Raw genomic sequence first — 16,881 nt, 5'->3', positions numbered from 1 at the left:
GTCTTCACGTGAGCAGCTCCTCGTGGTCGACGGCCGGGTTGAGCCAGGACTCCGGCGGCCCGAGCGGGGTGTGGCCGTCGGCGGCGTGCCGATCGGCCAGGGCGATGAGGTAGCGCATGGCGGTCTGCTTGGCCGCCGCGGCGGCCAGTCCGAGGGGCGCGAGCGTCCGTACGGAGCGGGCCACGCACGCGCGGGCCGCGACAGGCGGCGCCATCCTGCGCAGCGCCCGCTGGAAGAGGTGGTGCACGGCGTCGAACCCGTAGGGGACGCCGATCTCGTACCGCTCCCAGTCCCACACCAGCAGCCGCCCGTCGGGGGCGTTGCCGAGGTTCCACGGGGAGAAGTCGCCGTGCCAGGCCGGGCGCGGGCCGCCGGTGCCGGCGATCTCCTTGATCGCGTCCAGCAGCAGCCGCTCGGGGACCCGGCCGCGCCGCACCGGCAGCGGTGACAGGGCCAGCACCGACAGGCCGCGCCAGTCGCCGTGGTGCAGCACCGTGGGGACGGTGACGGTGTCGAGGGCCAGCCCGGCCAGCCGGCGCAGCGCCGCCGCCTCGGCCGTGACCAGCGCGCGGGCCCGCGCGGTGTCGCCGATCTTCACGAACGCCAGCCGCCGCCCGCCGCAGCGGGCCTCCAGGACGGGCTTGCGGTTGGCCCGCAGCGCGGGACGTACGTGAAGAACGGTCTCCACCGGCCGCTCGAACACCTCGCTCAGGTACGTGGCGATGGAGTCCTCGACCGGCACGGCGATCCGCGCCCCCATGTGCCACCAGCGGCGCGGCGCCAGCCGGCGCGGCACGCGGGCGTGCGGCAGCAGCGTGTACGCCCGCGCGGGCCCGCCCCCCGGATACAGCAGCCGCACGGTCTCCTCCAGGTAGCCGAGACGGACGGCGGAGTCGTTCATGAGTTCCTCCACAGGAGGGCGAACGAGACGAGATACAGGCTGAGCGGCGTGACCAGGCCGTCGTAGACGAACATGTAGAGCAGCACCAGCCCCATCACGAGCACCCCGGCCAGCCCGACGGGGCTGCGGTCGCGCCAGTGGCGGCGGATCGCCCCCAGGAAGAACGCCACGTAGAGGGCCGCCCCCGTGAACCCCTGCGTGATGATCAGCAGCCAGAGTTGCCCGTCGCTGCCCAGCGGCGGATGCCCGCAGGTGTCGCACCAGCCGGTCTTGCCCGTGGTGATCGAGCGGTGGTTGCCCAGGGCGTTGCGGGTGTTGCCGTAGCCGATGACGGGTGAGTGACCGGCGGCGGCGAGGGTCGCGGAGATCGTGAAGGCACGGATGTCGTTGGAGTGGGGCCGGTCCAGCCGCTGCGTGACCAGGCCGGCCAGCGGGCTGAGCGTGAACGCCAGCGCCGCCGCCACCACCGCCCCGCAGAGCGCGACCCTGGTGCGCCCTCCGACGCGGACGATCACGTACAGCACGGCCAGGCCGAGCCCGATCCACAGGCCGCGGTTGAGCGAGTACACGATCGGGATGGCGGCCAGGGCCAGCACCACCGCGACGAACACCCGGTGCCGCGTCCCGCCGTGCACCCACCAGCCGACCACGAACCAGACCAGCAGCACCGAGGCGTTGCTGCCCCAGGCGTTGGCCCACTCGTACGGCGCCTCCGGCCTCGGCATGGCGAAGCCGAGCACCTTCTGCGTCTGGGCGGCGGTGGGATGGATGAGGTTGCGCACGAACGAGTTGCCGCTGATCCACTCGGGCAGCACCAGCTCCAGCGGCGAGGTGAAGGAGAAGGCGGGGAGGAACACGCCGAGCAGCCCGCCCGCGACCGTGGTGACGAACAGCACGCCCAGCATGCGCACCAGGCGCAGCTGCGGCAGCTCCCGCTCGGTGAGATTGCCCAGGTAGAGCACCATGATCAGGGCCGAGCAGTAGAGCGCCAGGCGCATGCCGTAGCCGATGATCCGGCCGGCGCCGAGCTCGCCGTACGTGCCCGGCGGCGTCTCGGCCAGCATCAGCGCGCTGATCAGGTAGCCGGCCAGCAGCAGCGCCCACAGCCCGAACCCCCGGGGCACCCTGATCGGGCGGCGCCGCCACAGCAGCACCGCCATGGGCGCGGCCAGCACGATCACCGACAGCCCGCCGAACCCGAGCGCCCACCAGATCGGGTAGCCCACCAGCAGCGCCGCGATGGGCCACGCGGCCGTCGTCACGTCGGATGACCCGGCCGCCGCGGGTGGTGGAGGGCCTGCATGGGGGTGGTCTCGGCCGCGGTGCCCGGCTCCAGCTCGCCGGTCGCGACGAGCTTGCCGAGCGGGGTGTGCGGGAGCGGCTCCAGCAGGGGTACGAACGACGGCACCGCGTCGGTCGCCGTCACCACGCCGATGACGGGAACGTCGTGCCGGGCGAGCCGGGTCACGGTGGCGGTGACCTCCCCGGCCCGCACCAGGCCGAGCCCCACCAGCAACACGGCGGCGTCGGCCCTGGACAGGTCGCGTACGTCGGAGCCGTCGAGCACGACCAGCGGCGCGCTGATCGACAGCGGCTCGGCCAGGGCGGAGGCGTACAGGTCGGCGGGCAGGGCCTTGACCAGCAGCCGCTTGCCCGGGCAGGCGGAGACCACGGCGCCGGCCAGCTCGTGCAGCGTGCCGTGCTCGCGCGGGCCCGACAGGTCGCTGAGCACGGGCAGGCCGGTGAGGCGTTCGACGTCGGCGGCGGTCCGCAGCCGCGTGTCGAGGCGGTCGCGGGCGTAGGCGGCGGCCGAGCCGACCAGCAGCCCGGCCATCAGCCCGGTGCCGAGGTGCAGCGGCAGGCTGGGGGAGCTGGGCTCGGCGGGCGGGACGGCCTGGCTGATGACGGAGCCCGGGGTCACGGCGACGGTCCTGAGCGCGTCGTACTTGAGCGCCAGGTTGGCCGCCTGCCGGTTGAGCACGCCCTGGCGCTGCGCGGCGATGGCGTGCTCCGAACCGCCCTTGGGCAGCGTGCCGAGCTGCTTGATCACCGCGTCGATGCCGGCGTTGACCTGCTTGAGCTTGCTCAGCACGGCTTCCTGCTGCTCGGCCATGGAGGTCAGCGCGCTCTCGCGCCGGTTGGCGAGGTAGGCCCGCGCGTAGGCCCTGGACCGCGCGGCCGCGGCGGTGGGGTCGGCGGCGGTCACCGAGATCCACAGCACCGCCGAGTTGGGCGGCACGGAGACCTCGGCCGGTTCGAGCACGTCGGCGCCCAGCTCTCTGGCCGCCCTGGCCGCGACCACGGCCGACTGCGCGACCTGGGCCTCGGTGTCGAGGTTGAGCGCCTCGCGCTGGCGGCTGGTCACCTGGTTGGCCTGCTCCTGCGGGCCGACCGGCATGACCAGCACCTGCGTGGTGGCGGTGTAGGCGGGCGGGACGAGCCGCATGAGCGCGAGGCCCGCGGTGCCGCCGACGACCACGCAGCCCACCAGGAGCAGCCACCGCCGGCGCAGCAGCGACAGATGCTCGTCCAGGTCGGTGCCGGAGCTCATGAGCGCCCACTATAGGCGGGCCGGTAATTGGCCCGGCTGAATACTCAAGATTTTCTCCGGAAAGGCCATATAGAAGCATCCCGATAAATGGAAATTTCGGGAAATTTGGAACGTCACCTCGCGGCTACGAACTGGAGAGACTTCCACACTGGCTGAAGTTCCAGGAATGACATGGCAAGGTTCAGGTGTGACAGGCGGGGGTCGTTCGACGAAGGGGTTGGAAGGCTTTGCAGCTACGGGGAATTTCGCGAAACGCAACATTCCGCGGCGTCATCCTGGCCGCGGTCGCGGCACTGACCGCCTGCTCCAGCGCCGAGGGCTCACGCGCGGTGCCGCCGGCCGGGGCGCCCGCGGTGAAGGAGGCGGGCTCGCCCGCCTGCACCGCCACCTCCAGGCTCATCCCGTCGTGCGGCGCGTGGTGGGGGATGGCGCCCGAGGTGTTCACCGGCGCGCCGGTGGAGCAGGCGCTGCACGGGGCCGAGTCGCGCATGGGCGTGGCGGCCGACGTGGTGCACGTCTATCACCGGGGCAGCGAGTTGTTCCCCACCGGGGCCGAGGTACGGCTGGCCCGCGATCCCGCCAGGCCGCGGCTGCTCATGATCAACTGGAAGCCGTCACTCGACCGCACCTGGGCCGAGATCGCCGGCGGCGCGCTCGACGCCAGGATCGACCGGCTGGCCGCCCACCTGCGGCGCACCTTCCCCGAGCGGTTCTTCCTCACCCTGCACCACGAGCCGGAGAACGACGTCGACCCGTCGTCCGGCTCGGGCATGCAGGCCACCGACTACGCCGCCATGTTCCGCCACGTCGTGCTGCGGCTGCGGGCCGGGGGCGTGCGGAACGCCGTCGTCGTCATGACGTACATGGGGGCGCCCAACTGGGCGGCCGAGACCTGGTTCGAGGACCTCTACCCCGGTGACGACGTGGTCGACTGGGTGGCGATGGACCCCTACGCCGACGATCGCGTCCAGGACTTCGACGGGCTCGTCAACAAGACGCGCAAGGAATATCCGCAGTGGCCCGGCTTCTACCGGTGGATGCAGGCGCGCTTCCCCGGCAAACCAGTCATGGTGGCGGAGTGGGGGGTGTTCGAGCGGCCGCGCGACCGGGCGTTCAAGCGAAGATTCTTCGAGTCCGTACGCACCCAGATCCAGCGGTATCCGCAGATCAAGGCGCTGCTCTACTTCGACTCCCCGCAGGCCCCGCGCGGCGACACCAGCTTCGACTCCGACTCGGGGGCCGACAAGGCGTTCAGCGAGCTGGCTCGAGATCCGTACTTCCGCTCGACGCCCGTGCCGCGGCCCTGATCCGCAGCCTCCAGCCGGTGACGGTCACGAGCGTCGCCGCCGCCAGCGCGCCGACGGTGAGCGCGTCGCCCGCACCGAGCAGCTTGAGCGCGGAGGCGAGCAGGACGATCGCCAGCAGGGCCCTGATCAGGCTGCCCGGCGCCCGCGAGGAGATCCTGGCGCCCAGGTAGACGCCCGGGATCGAGCCGATGAGCAGCGACACCGTGAGGTCCATCCGGAAGTCGCCGAACAGCAGGTGGCCGAGCGCGGCGGAGACGACCAGCGGCACGGCCTGCACCAGATCGGTGCCGACGAGCTGGTTGGCCTTGAGCGCCGGGTAGAGGACGAGCAGGGCCACGATGATCAGGGATCCCGAGCCCACGGAGGAGACGCCCACGACCACGCCGCCCACCGTACCGACCAGTAGGGTCGGAATTGGGCGCACGACGATCTCCCGCGGGCTCGCCGCGCCGCCCTCCTGGCGGGACGCGAGCCAGGACTTGATCGCCATCCCCGCCACGGCCAGCAGCAGGGCGACGCCGAGGGCGTACTTGACCCCGTCGGTCACCGCGAACGCCCTGGCCAGGAACACCCCGCAGAACGCGGCCGGCACCGAGCCCGCGCACAGCCAGCCGACCAGTCGCAGGTTGACCGTGCCCCGGCGCAGGTGCACGACGCCGCCGACCGGCTTCATCACGGCCGAGGCCACCAGGTCGCTGGAGACCGCGGCCAGCGGCGGGACGTTGAAGAACAGCATCATCATCGGGGTCATCAGGGCCCCCCCGCCCATCCCGGTCAGCCCGACCACGATCGCGACCAGGAACGAGCCCGCGATCAGGGCCCAGTCGATCAACGAACCCACCCTCCGCCCTTCAGGGTGTCGAGCACCCGGGACACGGCCGCCTCGATCGAGATGTGGGTGGTGTCGATCACCAGGTCGGCGTCGTCGGGCTCCTCGTAGGGGTCGGAGACGCCGGTGAACTCGGGGATGAGGCCGGCGCGGGCCTTGGCGTACAGGCCCTTGCGGTCGCGCCGCTCGCACTCCTCCAGCGGCGTGGCGACGTGCACGAGCAGGAAGTCGGCCCCGACCGACTCGACCATCTCGCGCACCTCCTCGCGGGTGGCCGCGTAGGGGGCGATCGGGGCGCAGATGGCCAGGCCGCCGTGGCGGGCGGTCTCGGCGGCGACGAAGCCGATGCGGCGGATGTTGAGGTCGCGGTCGGCCTTGGAGAAGGTCAGGCCCTTGGACAGCAGGTGGCGCACCACGTCGCCGTCGAGGTAGGTCACCGTGCGGGTGCCCAGTTCGAGCAGCGCGTCGCGCAGGCCGCGGGCGATCGTGGACTTGCCCGAGCCGGACAGGCCGGTGAAGAAGACCACCAGGCCGCGGCGGTGCGGCGGGCCGGGGATGTGCACGGGGTCGGGTCCTGCCAGGTGTTCGGTGGCGCCGTAGGCGGTGGCGACGTGTTCGCGCAGTTCCAGGTCGATCTCGGGCTCGTCGCGCGGCGCGAGGGGGACGGGGACCACGAGGGTGCCGGCGGGCAGGCGTTCCTGGGCGCGCAGCGCGGCGCGGACGAGGGCGGGGCCCGGCTCGCCGTACGCGAGGGGGAGCAGCAGGATCACCGCGTCGAGCTCTTTCGCGGTGTCGGCGATCTCGGAGAGGTCGTCGAGCGGGCCGCGCATGGTGACGGCGAGCGCGGTCCGCCCGCCGAGCTCCTCCCTGACCTGGTCAGGGGTGCGTCGCAGGCGGGCGAACGGGCCGTGCTCAGGAGTGCCGAGCCCCTTGATCGGCCCGGAGGTGAGCCCGTCGGGCTCGTGGGCGGTCACGGTCAGCACGGCCAGCGGCAGGCCTTCGGGGTCGAGCAGGGTGACCTCGTCGCCGGGTGAGACGTCGGCGGGCAGGTGGAGGGTGACCGGCGCGGGCCAGCGGGTGCCGTCGGCGAGGGTGCCGCGCTCGTGGACGGTGTGCAGGTCGTCGTGGCCGAGGAACCCGGTCAGCGGCTCGAACGCGCCCGACAGCAGCAGTTCGAGGTCGGCCAGCTCGCGCGGGTCGGGGGTCCACTCCACGGTTCCTACATCCCAACTATTCCGATTGAATTGGTAGGAAAGGAGCATACCGACTGATGACAGTGTGCCGCTAGATGAGTCTGGCGAAGTGGTGCTGGGGTTTCCTGATCACCATCGTGATCTCGTCGTGGGAGGCGGGGAAACGGTTGTGGGTCAGGCGCGACATCAGCGCGACCGCGGCGGCGCCGAGCCGGCGCGAGCGGGCCGGGCCGCTGGTGGTGCGCTCGTCATCGGTGATCATGAGGCCGCGGCTGAGGCAGAACGCGTGCAGCCCGTCGCTCGACGCCAGCGGCCCGTAGACCCTGGGCAACGGGCCCGGCGTGCCCGGTGGCACCAGGACCCGCCACAGCAGGCGGCGCAGCCACGAGGGCGTGATCCGGTCGAGCAGCCCGTAGGCCGACCCGCGGTCGCGTACGCGCACCAGCACCAGCCCGCCAGGCCGCAGCGCCAGCAGCAGCCGGTCGAACACCAGCTCCGCGTGCTTGACCCGCTCCAGCAGGAACGACAGCTGGATGACGTCGAAACCGCGCGGCGGCAGCGGCGCCGAGCGCAGGTCGCCGAGCGAATAGGCCACCAGGTCGGCACGCTCTGCCACCACCTTCCTGATCGCCGGATGGTTCTCGTCGACCCCGGTCGCCCGCGTCTCGACGTGGTCGAGCACCAGGGGCTCACCGTGCGCGCAACCGGCGACCAGCACGTCGAGCCGCCTGTCCGGCCGCACCGCGCAGTGTTCGCGGACCCGCTCACCGAAGAGGTCGCCTCGCTGGGCGACCGATCGCACCTCAGACATGTGACCTACAGTAATCAATCGAGCCGGATCGGTAAGGCATTTCCCTGCTAGCGTCCTGCTCCGTGAACGATGACCTCGACGAGCGGGTGTACGAGCAGGTCTATGTCGGCAACGCCGGTGTGGACGGCGCGCTCGACCACGGCTGGTTGCTCGGTCACTTCAAGCCCCCCGGCGACCCCCGCCACAGTGACGACGTCGAGATCAAGTGGGGCGTGCACCCGCAAGGCGACGAGCGGGCGCAATGGGTCCAGGGCGAGGCGCGCACGGCCCTGCTCGTCCTGATCAGCGGCCGGTTCCGGGTGGAGCTGCCGGGCCGCAGCGTGCTGCTGGCCGAGCCGGGCGACTACGTGGTCTGGGGCAAGGGCGTGGACCACTCCTGGCGCGCCGAGGAGCCGTCCACCGTACTGACCGTGCGCTGGCCGTCCGTGCCTGGTTATCGGGTCGAGTGAGGTCGGGAGCGGCGAGTAGTCTGGAACGAGACCCCCGCGACCTGACACGTCCGGGGGTAGTCGTGTTGCCGTCGTGGGGCTGTGGGCGTATCTGATGAGTCTTTCCGGACTACTTGACCTTGTTCGCGCCGACCCGAAGCTGACCGCCGCTCTCGAAGAGGGCGGCGATGTCGCGCTGATCGCGCCGTCCGCGCTGCGCCCGTTCGGCGTGGCCGCGCTGGCCGGGCACGACCAGCGGACCGTGCTGGCCGTCACCGCGACCGGGCGCGAGGCCGAAGACCTCGCCGCCGCGCTGACCAGCCTCATCGAGCCCGGCTCCGTGGCGGTCTTCCCGGCCTGGGAGACGCTGCCGCACGAGCGGCTCTCGCCGCGCAGCGACACCGTCGGCCAGCGGCTGGCGGTGCTGCGCAGGCTGGCCCACCCGGTCAAGGGCGACACCGCCGCCGGGCCGCTCAGCGTGATCGTGGCGCCGGTCAGGGCGCTGCTGCAGCCGATCGTGAAGGGCCTCGGCGACCTGGAGCCGATCAGGCTGCGCGCCGGTGACGACGCCGACCTCGACGACGTCGTCGGCAACCTGGTCACCAACGGCTACCACCGCGTGGACATGGTGGAGAAGCGCGGCGAGGTGGCCGTGCGCGGCGGGCTGCTCGACGTGTTCCCGCCGACCGAGGAGCATCCGCTGCGGCTGGAGTTCTGGGGCGACACGGTCGAGGAGATCCGCTGGTTCAAGGTGGCCGACCAGCGCTCCCTGGAGGCGGCGGAAGACGGCCTGTTCGCGCCGCCCTGCCGCGAGCTGCTGCTGAACGACGAGGTCAGGCGGCGGGCGCGCGAGCTGGCCGAGGAGCATCCGGCGCTGGCCGAGGTGCTCGACCAGCTCGCCGACGGCACGCCGGTCGAGGGCATGGAGGCGTTCGCGCCCGTGCTGGCCGGCGAGATGGACCTGCTGCTCGACCACCTGCCGGTCAGGTCGGCCGTGTTCGTCTGCGACCCCGAGCGGATCAGGGGCCGGGCGGAGGAGCTCGTACGCACCTCGCAGGAGTTCCTCGAAGCCTCATGGATCAACGCGGCGGCCGGCGGCGAGGCGCCCATCGACCTGGGCGCGGCCGCGTTCCGCTCGCTGGAGGAGATCCGCGACCACGCCGACGCGCTCGGGCAACCGTGGTGGACGATCGCGCCCTTCGGCAACGGCGTCGAGCTCGACGCCCACGACTCCGAGGCATATCGGGGCGACACCGCCAAGGCGCTGGCCGACATCAAGGGCTGGCTGGCCGAGGACAAGGCCGTCGTGCTGCTCAGCGAGGGCCACGGCCCGGCCGAGCGCATGGTCGAGCTGCTCAAGGGCGTCGACGTGCCCGCCAGGCTGCACCAGTTCCTGGACAAGGCGCCCGAGGCCAAGGTCGTGCACGTCTCGACCGGCCTGATCGAGCACGGCTTCATCACCCCCGGCCTGGCCGTGCTCACCCACCTCGACCTGGTCGGGCAGAAGGCGTCCACGAAGGACATGCGCCGGCTGCCCTCGCGCCGCCGCAACATGGTGGACCCGCTGCAGCTCAAGGTCGGCGACCACGTGGTGCACGAGCAGCACGGCGTCGGCCGCTACGTCGAGATGGTGCAGCGCACGGTGCAGGGCGCCACCCGCGAATACCTCGTCATCGAATACGCCAAGGGCGACCGGCTCTACGTGCCGACCGACCAGCTCGACGAGGTCACCCGCTACGTCGGCGGCGAGGCGCCCACGCTCAACCGCATGGGCGGCGCCGACTGGGCCAAGGCCAAGTCCCGCGCCAAGAAGGCGGTCAAGGAGATCGCCGGCGAGCTGATCAGGCTCTACTCCGCGCGCATGGCCTCGCCGGGACACGCGTTCGGCACGGACACGCCCTGGCAGCGCGAGATGGAGGACGCCTTCCCCTACGCCGAGACCGGCGACCAGCTGGAGGCCATCGACGAGGTCAAGCGCGACATGGAGCGCGGCGTCCCGATGGACCGGCTGATCTGCGGCGACGTCGGCTACGGCAAGACCGAGATCGCGGTGCGGGCGGCGTTCAAGGCGGTCCAGGACGGCAAGCAGGTCGCGGTGCTGGTGCCCACGACGCTGCTGGTGCAGCAGCACATGTCCACCTTCGCCGAGCGCTTCTCCAGCTTTCCCGTCGCGATCAGGGCGGTCTCCAGGTTCCAGACCGACGGCGAGGTCAAGGGCACCCTCGACGGGCTCAGGTCGGGCGCGGTCGACGTGGTGATCGGCACCCACCGGCTGCTCAGCCCCGAGGTCAGGTTCAAGGACCTCGGCCTGATCATCATCGACGAGGAGCAGCGGTTCGGCGTCGAGCACAAGGAGGCCATGAAGCACCTGCGCACGCAGGTCGACGTCCTGGCCATGTCCGCCACGCCGATCCCGCGCACGCTGGAGATGGGCCTGACCGGCATCCGCGAGATGTCCACCATCCTCACGCCGCCCGAGGAACGGCATCCGATCCTCACGTTCGTGGGGCCGTACGAGGAGAAGCAGATCGGCGCCGCGATCCGGCGCGAGCTGATGCGCGACGGGCAGATCTTCTTCGTGCACAACCGGGTCGCCTCGATCAACCGGGTGGCCGCGCGGCTGCGCGAGCTGGTGCCAGAGGCGCGCATCGCGGTGGCGCACGGGCAGATGAACGAGCACCAGCTCGAAAAGATCATGGTCGGCTTCTGGGAACGCGAGTACGACCTGCTCGTCTCCACCACGATCGTGGAGTCCGGGCTCGACGTGCCCAACGCCAACACGCTGATCGTGGACCGGGCCGACAACTACGGCCTGTCGCAGCTCCACCAGCTGCGCGGGCGCGTCGGGCGGGGCAGGGAGCGCGGCTACGCCTACTTCCTCTACCCGCCGGAGAAGCCGCTGACCGAGACCGCCCACGAGCGGCTGGCCACGATCTCGCAGCACACCGAGATGGGCGCCGGCATGTACGTCGCCATGAAGGACCTGGAGATCCGCGGCGCGGGCAACGTGCTGGGCGCCGAGCAGTCGGGGTTCATCGCCGGCGTGGGCTTCGACCTGTACGTCCGGCTCATGGCCGAGGCCGTGCAGGAACAGAAGGCCAAGCTGAGCGGCGCCGAGGTCCAGGAGGAGCAGCACGACGTCAAGGTCGAGCTGCCGATCAACGCCCACATCCCGCACGACTACGTGACCTCCGAGCGGCTGCGGCTGGAGGCGTACAAGCGGATTGCCGCCATCGTCTCCACCGACAACATCGGCGAGGTGCGCGACGAGCTGACCGACCGCTACGGCAGGCCGCCGGTGGAGGTGGAGAACCTGCTGGAGGTGGCCAGGTTCCGGATCATGGCGCGCGCGGCCGGGCTGACCGACGTCACGCTGCAGGGCCAGAACATCAAGTTCGGCCCCGCCAGGCTGCGCGAGTCGCAGCAGGTCCGGCTCGACCGGCTGTACAAGAAGGCGATATACAAGCAGGCGGCGGAGACGCTGCTGGTGCCCGTGCCGAAGACCAAGCCGCTGGGCGGGCAGCCGCTACGCGACCTCGACCTGCTCAAATGGTGCGGCGATCTGGTCGAGGCGATGTTCCTCGAGCCCGCCCGGGTAAGCTAGCGGCGGTTTTCGGGTCGGAAAGGGACGTACGTGAAGTCGATACGAGTGGCTGTGACCGCCGCGGCGGTGGTCGTAGGACTGACCGCCTGCTCCTCGCCCATGCACGCGGGCGCCGCGGCCGTGGTGGGAAACGAGCGCATCTCGACGAGCAAGCTGAGCGCTGACACGCGGGCCTACCTGGCCGCGCTGAAGCAGAACCAGCTCGACGAGCAGGCGCTGGGCGTGCCGGCCACCCAGGTCGTGCTGCAGCGCCTGGTCAACGTGAGCATCTCCAAGCAGCTCATGGCCCGCTACAACATACGGGTGAGCGAGACCGAGATCGACGCCGCGCTCAAGGACCCGGGCCAGTTCGAGTCGCCGCAGATCAACCTGCTGGCCAACGGCGTCTCGCCCAACGACGCCCGCGACTACGGTCGCATCATGGTCGGCCTGTCGAAGCTGCAGCAGCAGTTCGGCGGCGAGGCGGGCCGGCAGAAGCTGGGCCAGGAGTTCGCCTCCATCAAGGCGGTTTTCAACCCCCGTTACGGCGTGCTCAACCCGCAGCGCTCGCAGGAGAACCCCGCGCTGTTCCTCGACGCCGGCAGATTCGGCAAGCAGATCGAGCAGGCACAGCCGCAGCAGCAGCCGCAGGGCTGACCGTGCCGCTGATCGTCGTCACCACCTCGCCCAGGGTCGCGCCGGGCCTGCTGAGCCACCAGGCCTGGCAGGCATTGCGCTCGGGCCCTGTGCTCACCGGCTCGGCCGCCCATCCGCAGCTGCCCTACCTGGCAGAGGCCGGGATCGAGGCCGAGGTCGTCGAGCCGGACCCGCCCGCGCTGGCGCGGCGCGCGGTCACCGAGACCGTGGTGTGGCTGGCGCCGGTGTCCGAGCCCGAGGCCGAGGACTTCATGCGGGGCGTGGGACACGCGGCCGTCGCGCTCGACGAGCCGCCGGTGATCGAGGTCGTGCCGGGGTCGTACGACCTGCCGGGGGCGCGGGTGCTCGACCTGGTGGGCGTGATGGACCGGCTGCGCACCGAGTGCCCGTGGGATCGTAAGCAGACGCACGAGACGCTGGTCCCGTACCTGCTCGAAGAGGCCTACGAGGTGCTGGAGACCATCGAGCAGGGCGACCACGCGGCGCTGCGCGAAGAGCTGGGCGACCTGCTGCTGCAGGTGGTCTTCCACGCGCGGGTGGCCGAGGGCTTCGACGTGGACGACGTGGCCGCCGGGATCGTCGAGAAGCTCGTCCGCCGCCATCCCCACGTCTTCGGCTCCGTGCGCGCCGAGAGCGCCGACGAGGTCAACGCCAACTGGGAGGCCATCAAGGCGGCCGAGCGGGCCGCCAAGGGGCGCGAGTCGGTGCTCGAAGGGGTGCCGATGGGCCAGCCGGCGCTGTCGCTGGCCGCCCAGCTGCTGCGCAGGGCCGAGCGGGCGGGGGCGCCCGAGTCGCTTTCCTCCGCCGTCGGGCAGGGGGTCGCGCGCGAGCTGTTCGACCTGGTCCGGCGGGCCGCCGAGGCCGGGCTCGACGCGGAGGCCGAGCTGCGGGCCGCGGCGCGGGCCTACCGCGAACGGGTCCGCACGTGGGAGTCGGCGAGCGACTGAGTCCGCCTGAGCTCGCCGCGACGGGCCGTCTGGAGACCGCGCGGGTGCACGCCCGAGCAGCCCTGGCGGGCGGACGTACCGATAGGCTCTGACGGCATATCACCTTTCGATTTAGGAGCGCATCCCGTGGCTACCATCGAGGTCGTATACGCCCGCGAGATCCTCGACTCCCGGGGCAACCCCACGGTCGAGGTCGAGGTCGTGCTCGACGACGGCAGCAGCGGCCGCGCGGCCGTCCCGAGCGGGGCGTCGACCGGCCAGTTCGAGGCGGTCGAGCTGCGTGACGGCGGCAAGCGTTACGGCGGCAAGGGCGTGGAGAAGGCCGTCCTCGCCGTGACCGACGAGATCTTCGAGGAGATCAACGGGGTCGAGGCCGAGGACCAGCGCATCATCGACCAGATCATGATCGACCTGGACCGCACGCCCAACAAGGCCAAGCTCGGCGCCAACGCCATCCTGGGCGTCTCGCTGGCCGTGGCCAAGGCCGCCGCCGACAGCGCCGACCTGCCGCTCTTCCGCTACGTCGGCGGGCCCAACGCGCACGTGCTGCCCGTGCCGATGATGAACATCCTCAACGGCGGCGCCCACGCCGACACCAACGTGGACATCCAGGAGTTCATGATCGCGCCGATCGGCGCGGAGTCGTTCCGCGAGGCCGTGCGCGTCGGCACCGAGGTCTACCACGCGCTCAAGGGCGTGCTGAAGGAGAAGGGCTACGCCACCGGCCTGGGCGACGAGGGCGGCTTCGCGCCCAACCTGCCCTCCAACCGCGACGCGCTCGACCTGATCCTCGTCGCGATCGAGCGGGCCGGCTACGTGCCGGGCGAGGACGTCGCGCTGGCGCTCGACGTGGCCGCCTCCGAGTTCCACAAGGACGGCGTCTACACGATCGACGGCAAGGGCCTGTCGGCGCAGGAGCTCATCGAGTTCTACGCCGACCTGGTCGCCAACTACCCGCTGGTGTCGATCGAGGACCCGCTCGACGAGGAGGACTGGGCCGGCTGGAAGGCCATCACCGAGGCCCTCGGCGACAAGGTGCAGCTCGTCGGCGACGATCTGTTCGTGACCAACCCCGAGCGGCTGGAGCGCGGCATCAAGGAGGGCACCGCCAACGCCCTGCTGGTCAAGGTCAACCAGATCGGCACGCTGTCCGAGACCCTCGACGCCGTGGACCTGGCCCACCGCAGCGGCTACCGCTGCATGATGAGCCACCGCTCCGGCGAGACCGAGGACACGACGATCGCCGACCTCGCCGTCGCGGTCAACTGCGGCCAGATCAAGACCGGCGCCCCCGCCCGCTCCGACCGGGTGGCGAAGTACAACCAGCTGCTGCGCATCGAGGAGCTGCTCGATGACGCCGCCCGTTACGCGGGTCGCGCGGCGTTCCCGCGTTTTCGGCGCTAGTTTCGAGTACGGCTCGCGGCGCCCCTGACCCGGCCGCGAGCCGCACTTGAGGGGGTGTGCAGCAACTTGGCGAAGAGACCGCAGCTGACCGGGCGGGCCGCGATCCTGGCCGTCGTGGTGTGCGCGATCGCGATGAGCCTGGCCTACCCGGTGCGCGAGTACATCAGCCTGCGCCGCAGCATCTCCGAGCTGCGGGCGGAGAAGGCCAGGGTCGAGGCGGAGAAGCAGGCCCTGCTGGCCCGAGACCGGCAGAGCGACGACCCCAACTGGATCAAGAAGACGGCCAAGGAACGGCTCCACTACTGCGGGCCCGGCGAGAAGTGCTACGTGGTGATGGAGCCCGACCAGAGCAGGCAGCAGGCGGCGGTGAAGCAGCCCGCGGTCGTGCCGCCGTGGTACGAGACCCTGTGGGAGTCGGTGGAGGCCGCCGACAAGGGCACGGGACGCAGGGCCGTGACGGCCGCTGAGCCGTCCCAGGGGCCGTCCCAGGGGCCGGGTCGGGGGTCCGACGAGACTCCCGCCAAGCAGCCCTCGAAGCAGCCCGCCAAGCAGCCCACGAAGCAGCCCACGGAACAACCGACCGGGCAGCCCACCGGCCCGGCCATCGGACAGCCCACCAAGCAGCCGGCCGGGTGAGCCCGCCGGAGCGACCCGGCGGGCGCGCCCGGTGGGGCGGCCCGCTTGACGAGCCCGCCGGTGGAGCCCGCGACACGGAAGGAACGCGTTGGACAGCAAGGACGTCGAGGTCGTCGAGAAGCAGCTCGGGCGCCCGCCGAGAGGGCTGCGCGCGGTCGCGCACCGCTGCCCGTGCGGCAACCCCGACGTGGTGGAGACCGCGCCGCGGCTGCCCGACGGCTCGCCCTTCCCGACCCTCTACTACCTGACCTGCCCCAAGGCCGCCTCGGCCATCGGCACGCTTGAGGGCTCCGGCCTGATGCGTGAGATGCAGGCCAGGCTGGCCACCGAGCCCGAGCTGGCCGAGGCCTACCGGGCGGCGCACGACGACTACGTGGCCAGGCGCGACCAGGCGGCCGAGACGGCGGGCCTGGCCCCGCTTCCCCGCGACATGCAGAGCACGGGCGGGATGCCGGAGCGGGTCAAGTGCCTGCACGCGCTGGTGGCGCACGAGCTGGCGGTGCCCGGGGCCAACCCGTTCGGCAGGGAGGCGCTGGACGCGCTCCCCGACTGGTGGAGTGACGGACCATGCGTGTAGCCGCCGTCGACTGCGGCACCAACTCCGTACGCCTGCTCATCGCCGACGTCGGCGACGGCGAGCTGGGCGACGTCGAGCGGCTGATGGAGATCGTCCGCCTGGGCCAGGGCGTGGACAGGACCGGACGGCTGGCGCCCGAGGCGCTGGAGCGCACGTTCGCGGCCATGCGCGGCTACCAGGAGCTGATCCGGCGCCACGGCGCCACCGCCACCCGCGTGGTGGCCACGAGCGCGACGCGCGACGCGGCCAACCGGCAGGAGTTCGTCGACGGAGTACGGAAGATCTTCGGGGTGGAGCCCGAGGTGGTGACGGGGTCGGAGGAGGCCGAGCTGTCGTTCACGGGAGCGACGAGAGGGCTGCTGCGCCTGTCTCCCGAGACCGAGGTGCCGCAGGGCCCGCTGCCGCCCTACCTCGTGGTGGACATCGGCGGCGGCTCCACGGAGTTCGTGGTCGGCTCGGGCCACGCCGAGTCGGCGCTGTCGGTGGACATCGGCTGCGTCCGCCTGACCGAGCGTCACCTGCGCGACGCCGGCGACCCGCCCGCCGCGCCGGCCCTGGAGGCCGTGGTGGCCGACATCGAGGCCGCGCTCGACCGGGTGGAGGCGCAGGTGCCGGTCAGGCAGGCGCACACGCTCGTGGGCCTGGCGGGCTCGGTGACGACGGTGGCGGGCATCGCGCTCGGGCTGCCGGCGTACGACTCCGAGCGCATCCACCACTCGCGCATTTCCGCGGAGCAGGTGCACGAGGTGACGCGGCGGCTGCTCGCGATGACCCATGGTGAGCGCGCGGAGATCCCGGTGATGCATCCGGGAAGGGTGGACGTGATTGGCGCCGGAGCGCTCATTCTTGATCGGATCGTCCGTCGTTTCGCGTTTTCGCAGGTCGTCGTCAGCGAACACGACATCTTGGATGGAATCGCCTGGTCTCTAGCGACATAGCTGAAGAAATCCGGACATTTCTGATTCACAGTCACTGTTGAGAGTGTGATCAGTATTGTGCTTCAGTAAAGGGGCATTACGGGGGCTTTGTCATATCGCTGTGCGCGGAAGGCGCCGGC

The 16,881-nt window shown here is 71.5% G+C and carries 15 protein-coding genes; 9 read left to right on the top strand and 6 right to left on the bottom strand.

The features are described from left to right. Positions 1-4: 4 nt before the first annotated feature. From ABFX54_RS25895 to ABFX54_RS25885, 3 genes are read right to left on the bottom strand one after another with little or no spacing between them, the layout of a single operon-like run. The gene (locus ABFX54_RS25895; RefSeq protein ID WP_346108848.1) at positions 5-901 is read right to left on the bottom strand and encodes a hypothetical protein; all 897 of its coding nucleotides are present in this window, start codon (positions 899-901) and stop codon (positions 5-7) included. After that, complete coding sequence (locus ABFX54_RS25890) at positions 898-2,163, bottom strand: hypothetical protein (RefSeq protein WP_346108846.1); 1,266 nt, start codon at positions 2,161-2,163, stop codon at positions 898-900. The genes ABFX54_RS25895 and ABFX54_RS25890 overlap by 4 nt, the downstream gene beginning before the upstream one ends. After that, complete coding sequence (locus ABFX54_RS25885; protein WP_346108844.1) at positions 2,160-3,452, bottom strand: Wzz/FepE/Etk N-terminal domain-containing protein; 1,293 nt, start codon at positions 3,450-3,452, stop codon at positions 2,160-2,162. The genes ABFX54_RS25890 and ABFX54_RS25885 overlap by 4 nt, the downstream gene beginning before the upstream one ends. A gap of 227 nt (positions 3,453-3,679) precedes the next feature. Between ABFX54_RS25885 and ABFX54_RS25880 the strand changes: the two genes are divergently transcribed. Next, positions 3,680-4,759 carry a glycoside hydrolase family 26 protein gene (locus ABFX54_RS25880; RefSeq protein ID WP_346108843.1) on the top strand — a complete coding sequence of 360 codons (1,080 nt, stop codon included), beginning with the start codon at positions 3,680-3,682 and terminating at the stop codon, positions 4,757-4,759. On the opposite strand, the gene ABFX54_RS25875 is transcribed toward ABFX54_RS25880, so the two are convergent. The 3 genes from ABFX54_RS25875 to ABFX54_RS25865 form a co-directional block, all read right to left on the bottom strand. Next, the gene (locus ABFX54_RS25875) at positions 4,704-5,600 is read right to left on the bottom strand and encodes a sulfite exporter TauE/SafE family protein (RefSeq protein WP_428834567.1); all 897 of its coding nucleotides are present in this window, start codon (positions 5,598-5,600) and stop codon (positions 4,704-4,706) included. The two genes, ABFX54_RS25880 and ABFX54_RS25875, sit on opposite strands and share 56 nt — an antisense overlap. Beyond that, positions 5,588-6,802, bottom strand: coding sequence for an adenylyl-sulfate kinase (gene cysC / locus ABFX54_RS25870; protein ID WP_428834566.1), 1,215 nt, complete (start codon positions 6,800-6,802; stop codon positions 5,588-5,590). Before cysC ends, ABFX54_RS25875 begins: the two co-directional genes overlap by 13 nt. A gap of 70 nt (positions 6,803-6,872) precedes the next feature. Next, positions 6,873-7,592, bottom strand: a complete 720-nt coding sequence (locus ABFX54_RS25865; RefSeq protein WP_346108838.1) for a class I SAM-dependent methyltransferase — start codon at positions 7,590-7,592, stop codon at positions 6,873-6,875. A 62-nt stretch (positions 7,593-7,654) separates the two neighbouring features. On the opposite strand from ABFX54_RS25865, the gene ABFX54_RS25860 reads away from it, so the two are divergent. The 8 genes from ABFX54_RS25860 to ABFX54_RS25825 all read left to right on the top strand — a co-directional run bounded on the left by ABFX54_RS25860 (position 7,655) and on the right by ABFX54_RS25825 (position 16,762). Further along, on the top strand, positions 7,655-8,041 hold the full coding sequence (locus tag ABFX54_RS25860; RefSeq protein WP_346108836.1) for a cupin domain-containing protein: 387 nt from the start codon (positions 7,655-7,657) through the stop codon (positions 8,039-8,041). A 94-nt stretch (positions 8,042-8,135) separates the two neighbouring features. Further along, the gene (gene mfd, locus ABFX54_RS25855; protein ID WP_346108834.1) at positions 8,136-11,624 is read left to right on the top strand and encodes a transcription-repair coupling factor; all 3,489 of its coding nucleotides are present in this window, start codon (positions 8,136-8,138) and stop codon (positions 11,622-11,624) included. A gap of 30 nt (positions 11,625-11,654) precedes the next feature. Beyond that, a complete protein-coding gene (locus tag ABFX54_RS25850; RefSeq protein ID WP_346108832.1) occupies positions 11,655-12,260 on the top strand; it encodes a SurA N-terminal domain-containing protein in 606 nt (201 codons plus the stop codon). A gap of 2 nt (positions 12,261-12,262) precedes the next feature. After that, entirely contained in the window at positions 12,263-13,207 is a 945-nt protein-coding gene (locus ABFX54_RS25845) for a nucleoside triphosphate pyrophosphohydrolase (protein ID WP_346108831.1), read from the top strand. 126 nt (positions 13,208-13,333) lie between these two features. Further along, positions 13,334-14,611: a phosphopyruvate hydratase gene (gene eno / locus ABFX54_RS25840; RefSeq protein WP_346108829.1), complete on the top strand. Its 1,278-nt coding sequence runs from the start codon at positions 13,334-13,336 to the stop codon at positions 14,609-14,611. A gap of 66 nt (positions 14,612-14,677) precedes the next feature. Beyond that, the gene (locus ABFX54_RS25835) at positions 14,678-15,247 is read left to right on the top strand and encodes a septum formation initiator family protein (RefSeq protein ID WP_346108827.1); all 570 of its coding nucleotides are present in this window, start codon (positions 14,678-14,680) and stop codon (positions 15,245-15,247) included. A gap of 88 nt (positions 15,248-15,335) precedes the next feature. Further along, on the top strand, positions 15,336-15,824 hold the full coding sequence (locus tag ABFX54_RS25830; protein ID WP_346108825.1) for a DUF501 domain-containing protein: 489 nt from the start codon (positions 15,336-15,338) through the stop codon (positions 15,822-15,824). Beyond that, complete coding sequence (locus tag ABFX54_RS25825; protein ID WP_346108823.1) at positions 15,815-16,762, top strand: Ppx/GppA phosphatase family protein; 948 nt, start codon at positions 15,815-15,817, stop codon at positions 16,760-16,762. The genes ABFX54_RS25830 and ABFX54_RS25825 overlap by 10 nt, the downstream gene beginning before the upstream one ends. The last annotated feature ends 119 nt before the right edge of the window (positions 16,763-16,881 follow it).

The organism is Nonomuraea maheshkhaliensis, from assembly GCF_039529435.1.
Classification (GTDB): Bacteria; Actinomycetota; Actinomycetes; order Streptosporangiales; family Streptosporangiaceae; genus Nonomuraea; species Nonomuraea maheshkhaliensis.
This window is presented reverse-complemented; position numbering and strand designations above follow the sequence as displayed.

What these genes read in the sequence shown, in the direction of transcription:
- ABFX54_RS25895 (WP_346108848.1), bottom strand. Translation starts at nt 901, where the DNA reads ATGAACGACTCCGCCGTCCGTCTCGGCTACCTGGAGGAGACCGTGCGG.
- ABFX54_RS25885 (WP_346108844.1), bottom strand. Translation starts at nt 3,452, where the DNA reads ATGAGCTCCGGCACCGACCTGGACGAGCATCTGTCGCTGCTGCGCCGG.
- ABFX54_RS25865 (WP_346108838.1), bottom strand. Translation starts at nt 7,592, where the DNA reads ATGTCTGAGGTGCGATCGGTCGCCCAGCGAGGCGACCTCTTCGGTGAG.
- mfd (WP_346108834.1), top strand. Translation starts at nt 8,136, where the DNA reads ATGAGTCTTTCCGGACTACTTGACCTTGTTCGCGCCGACCCGAAGCTG.
- ABFX54_RS25825 (WP_346108823.1), top strand. Translation starts at nt 15,815, where the DNA reads ATGCGTGTAGCCGCCGTCGACTGCGGCACCAACTCCGTACGCCTGCTC.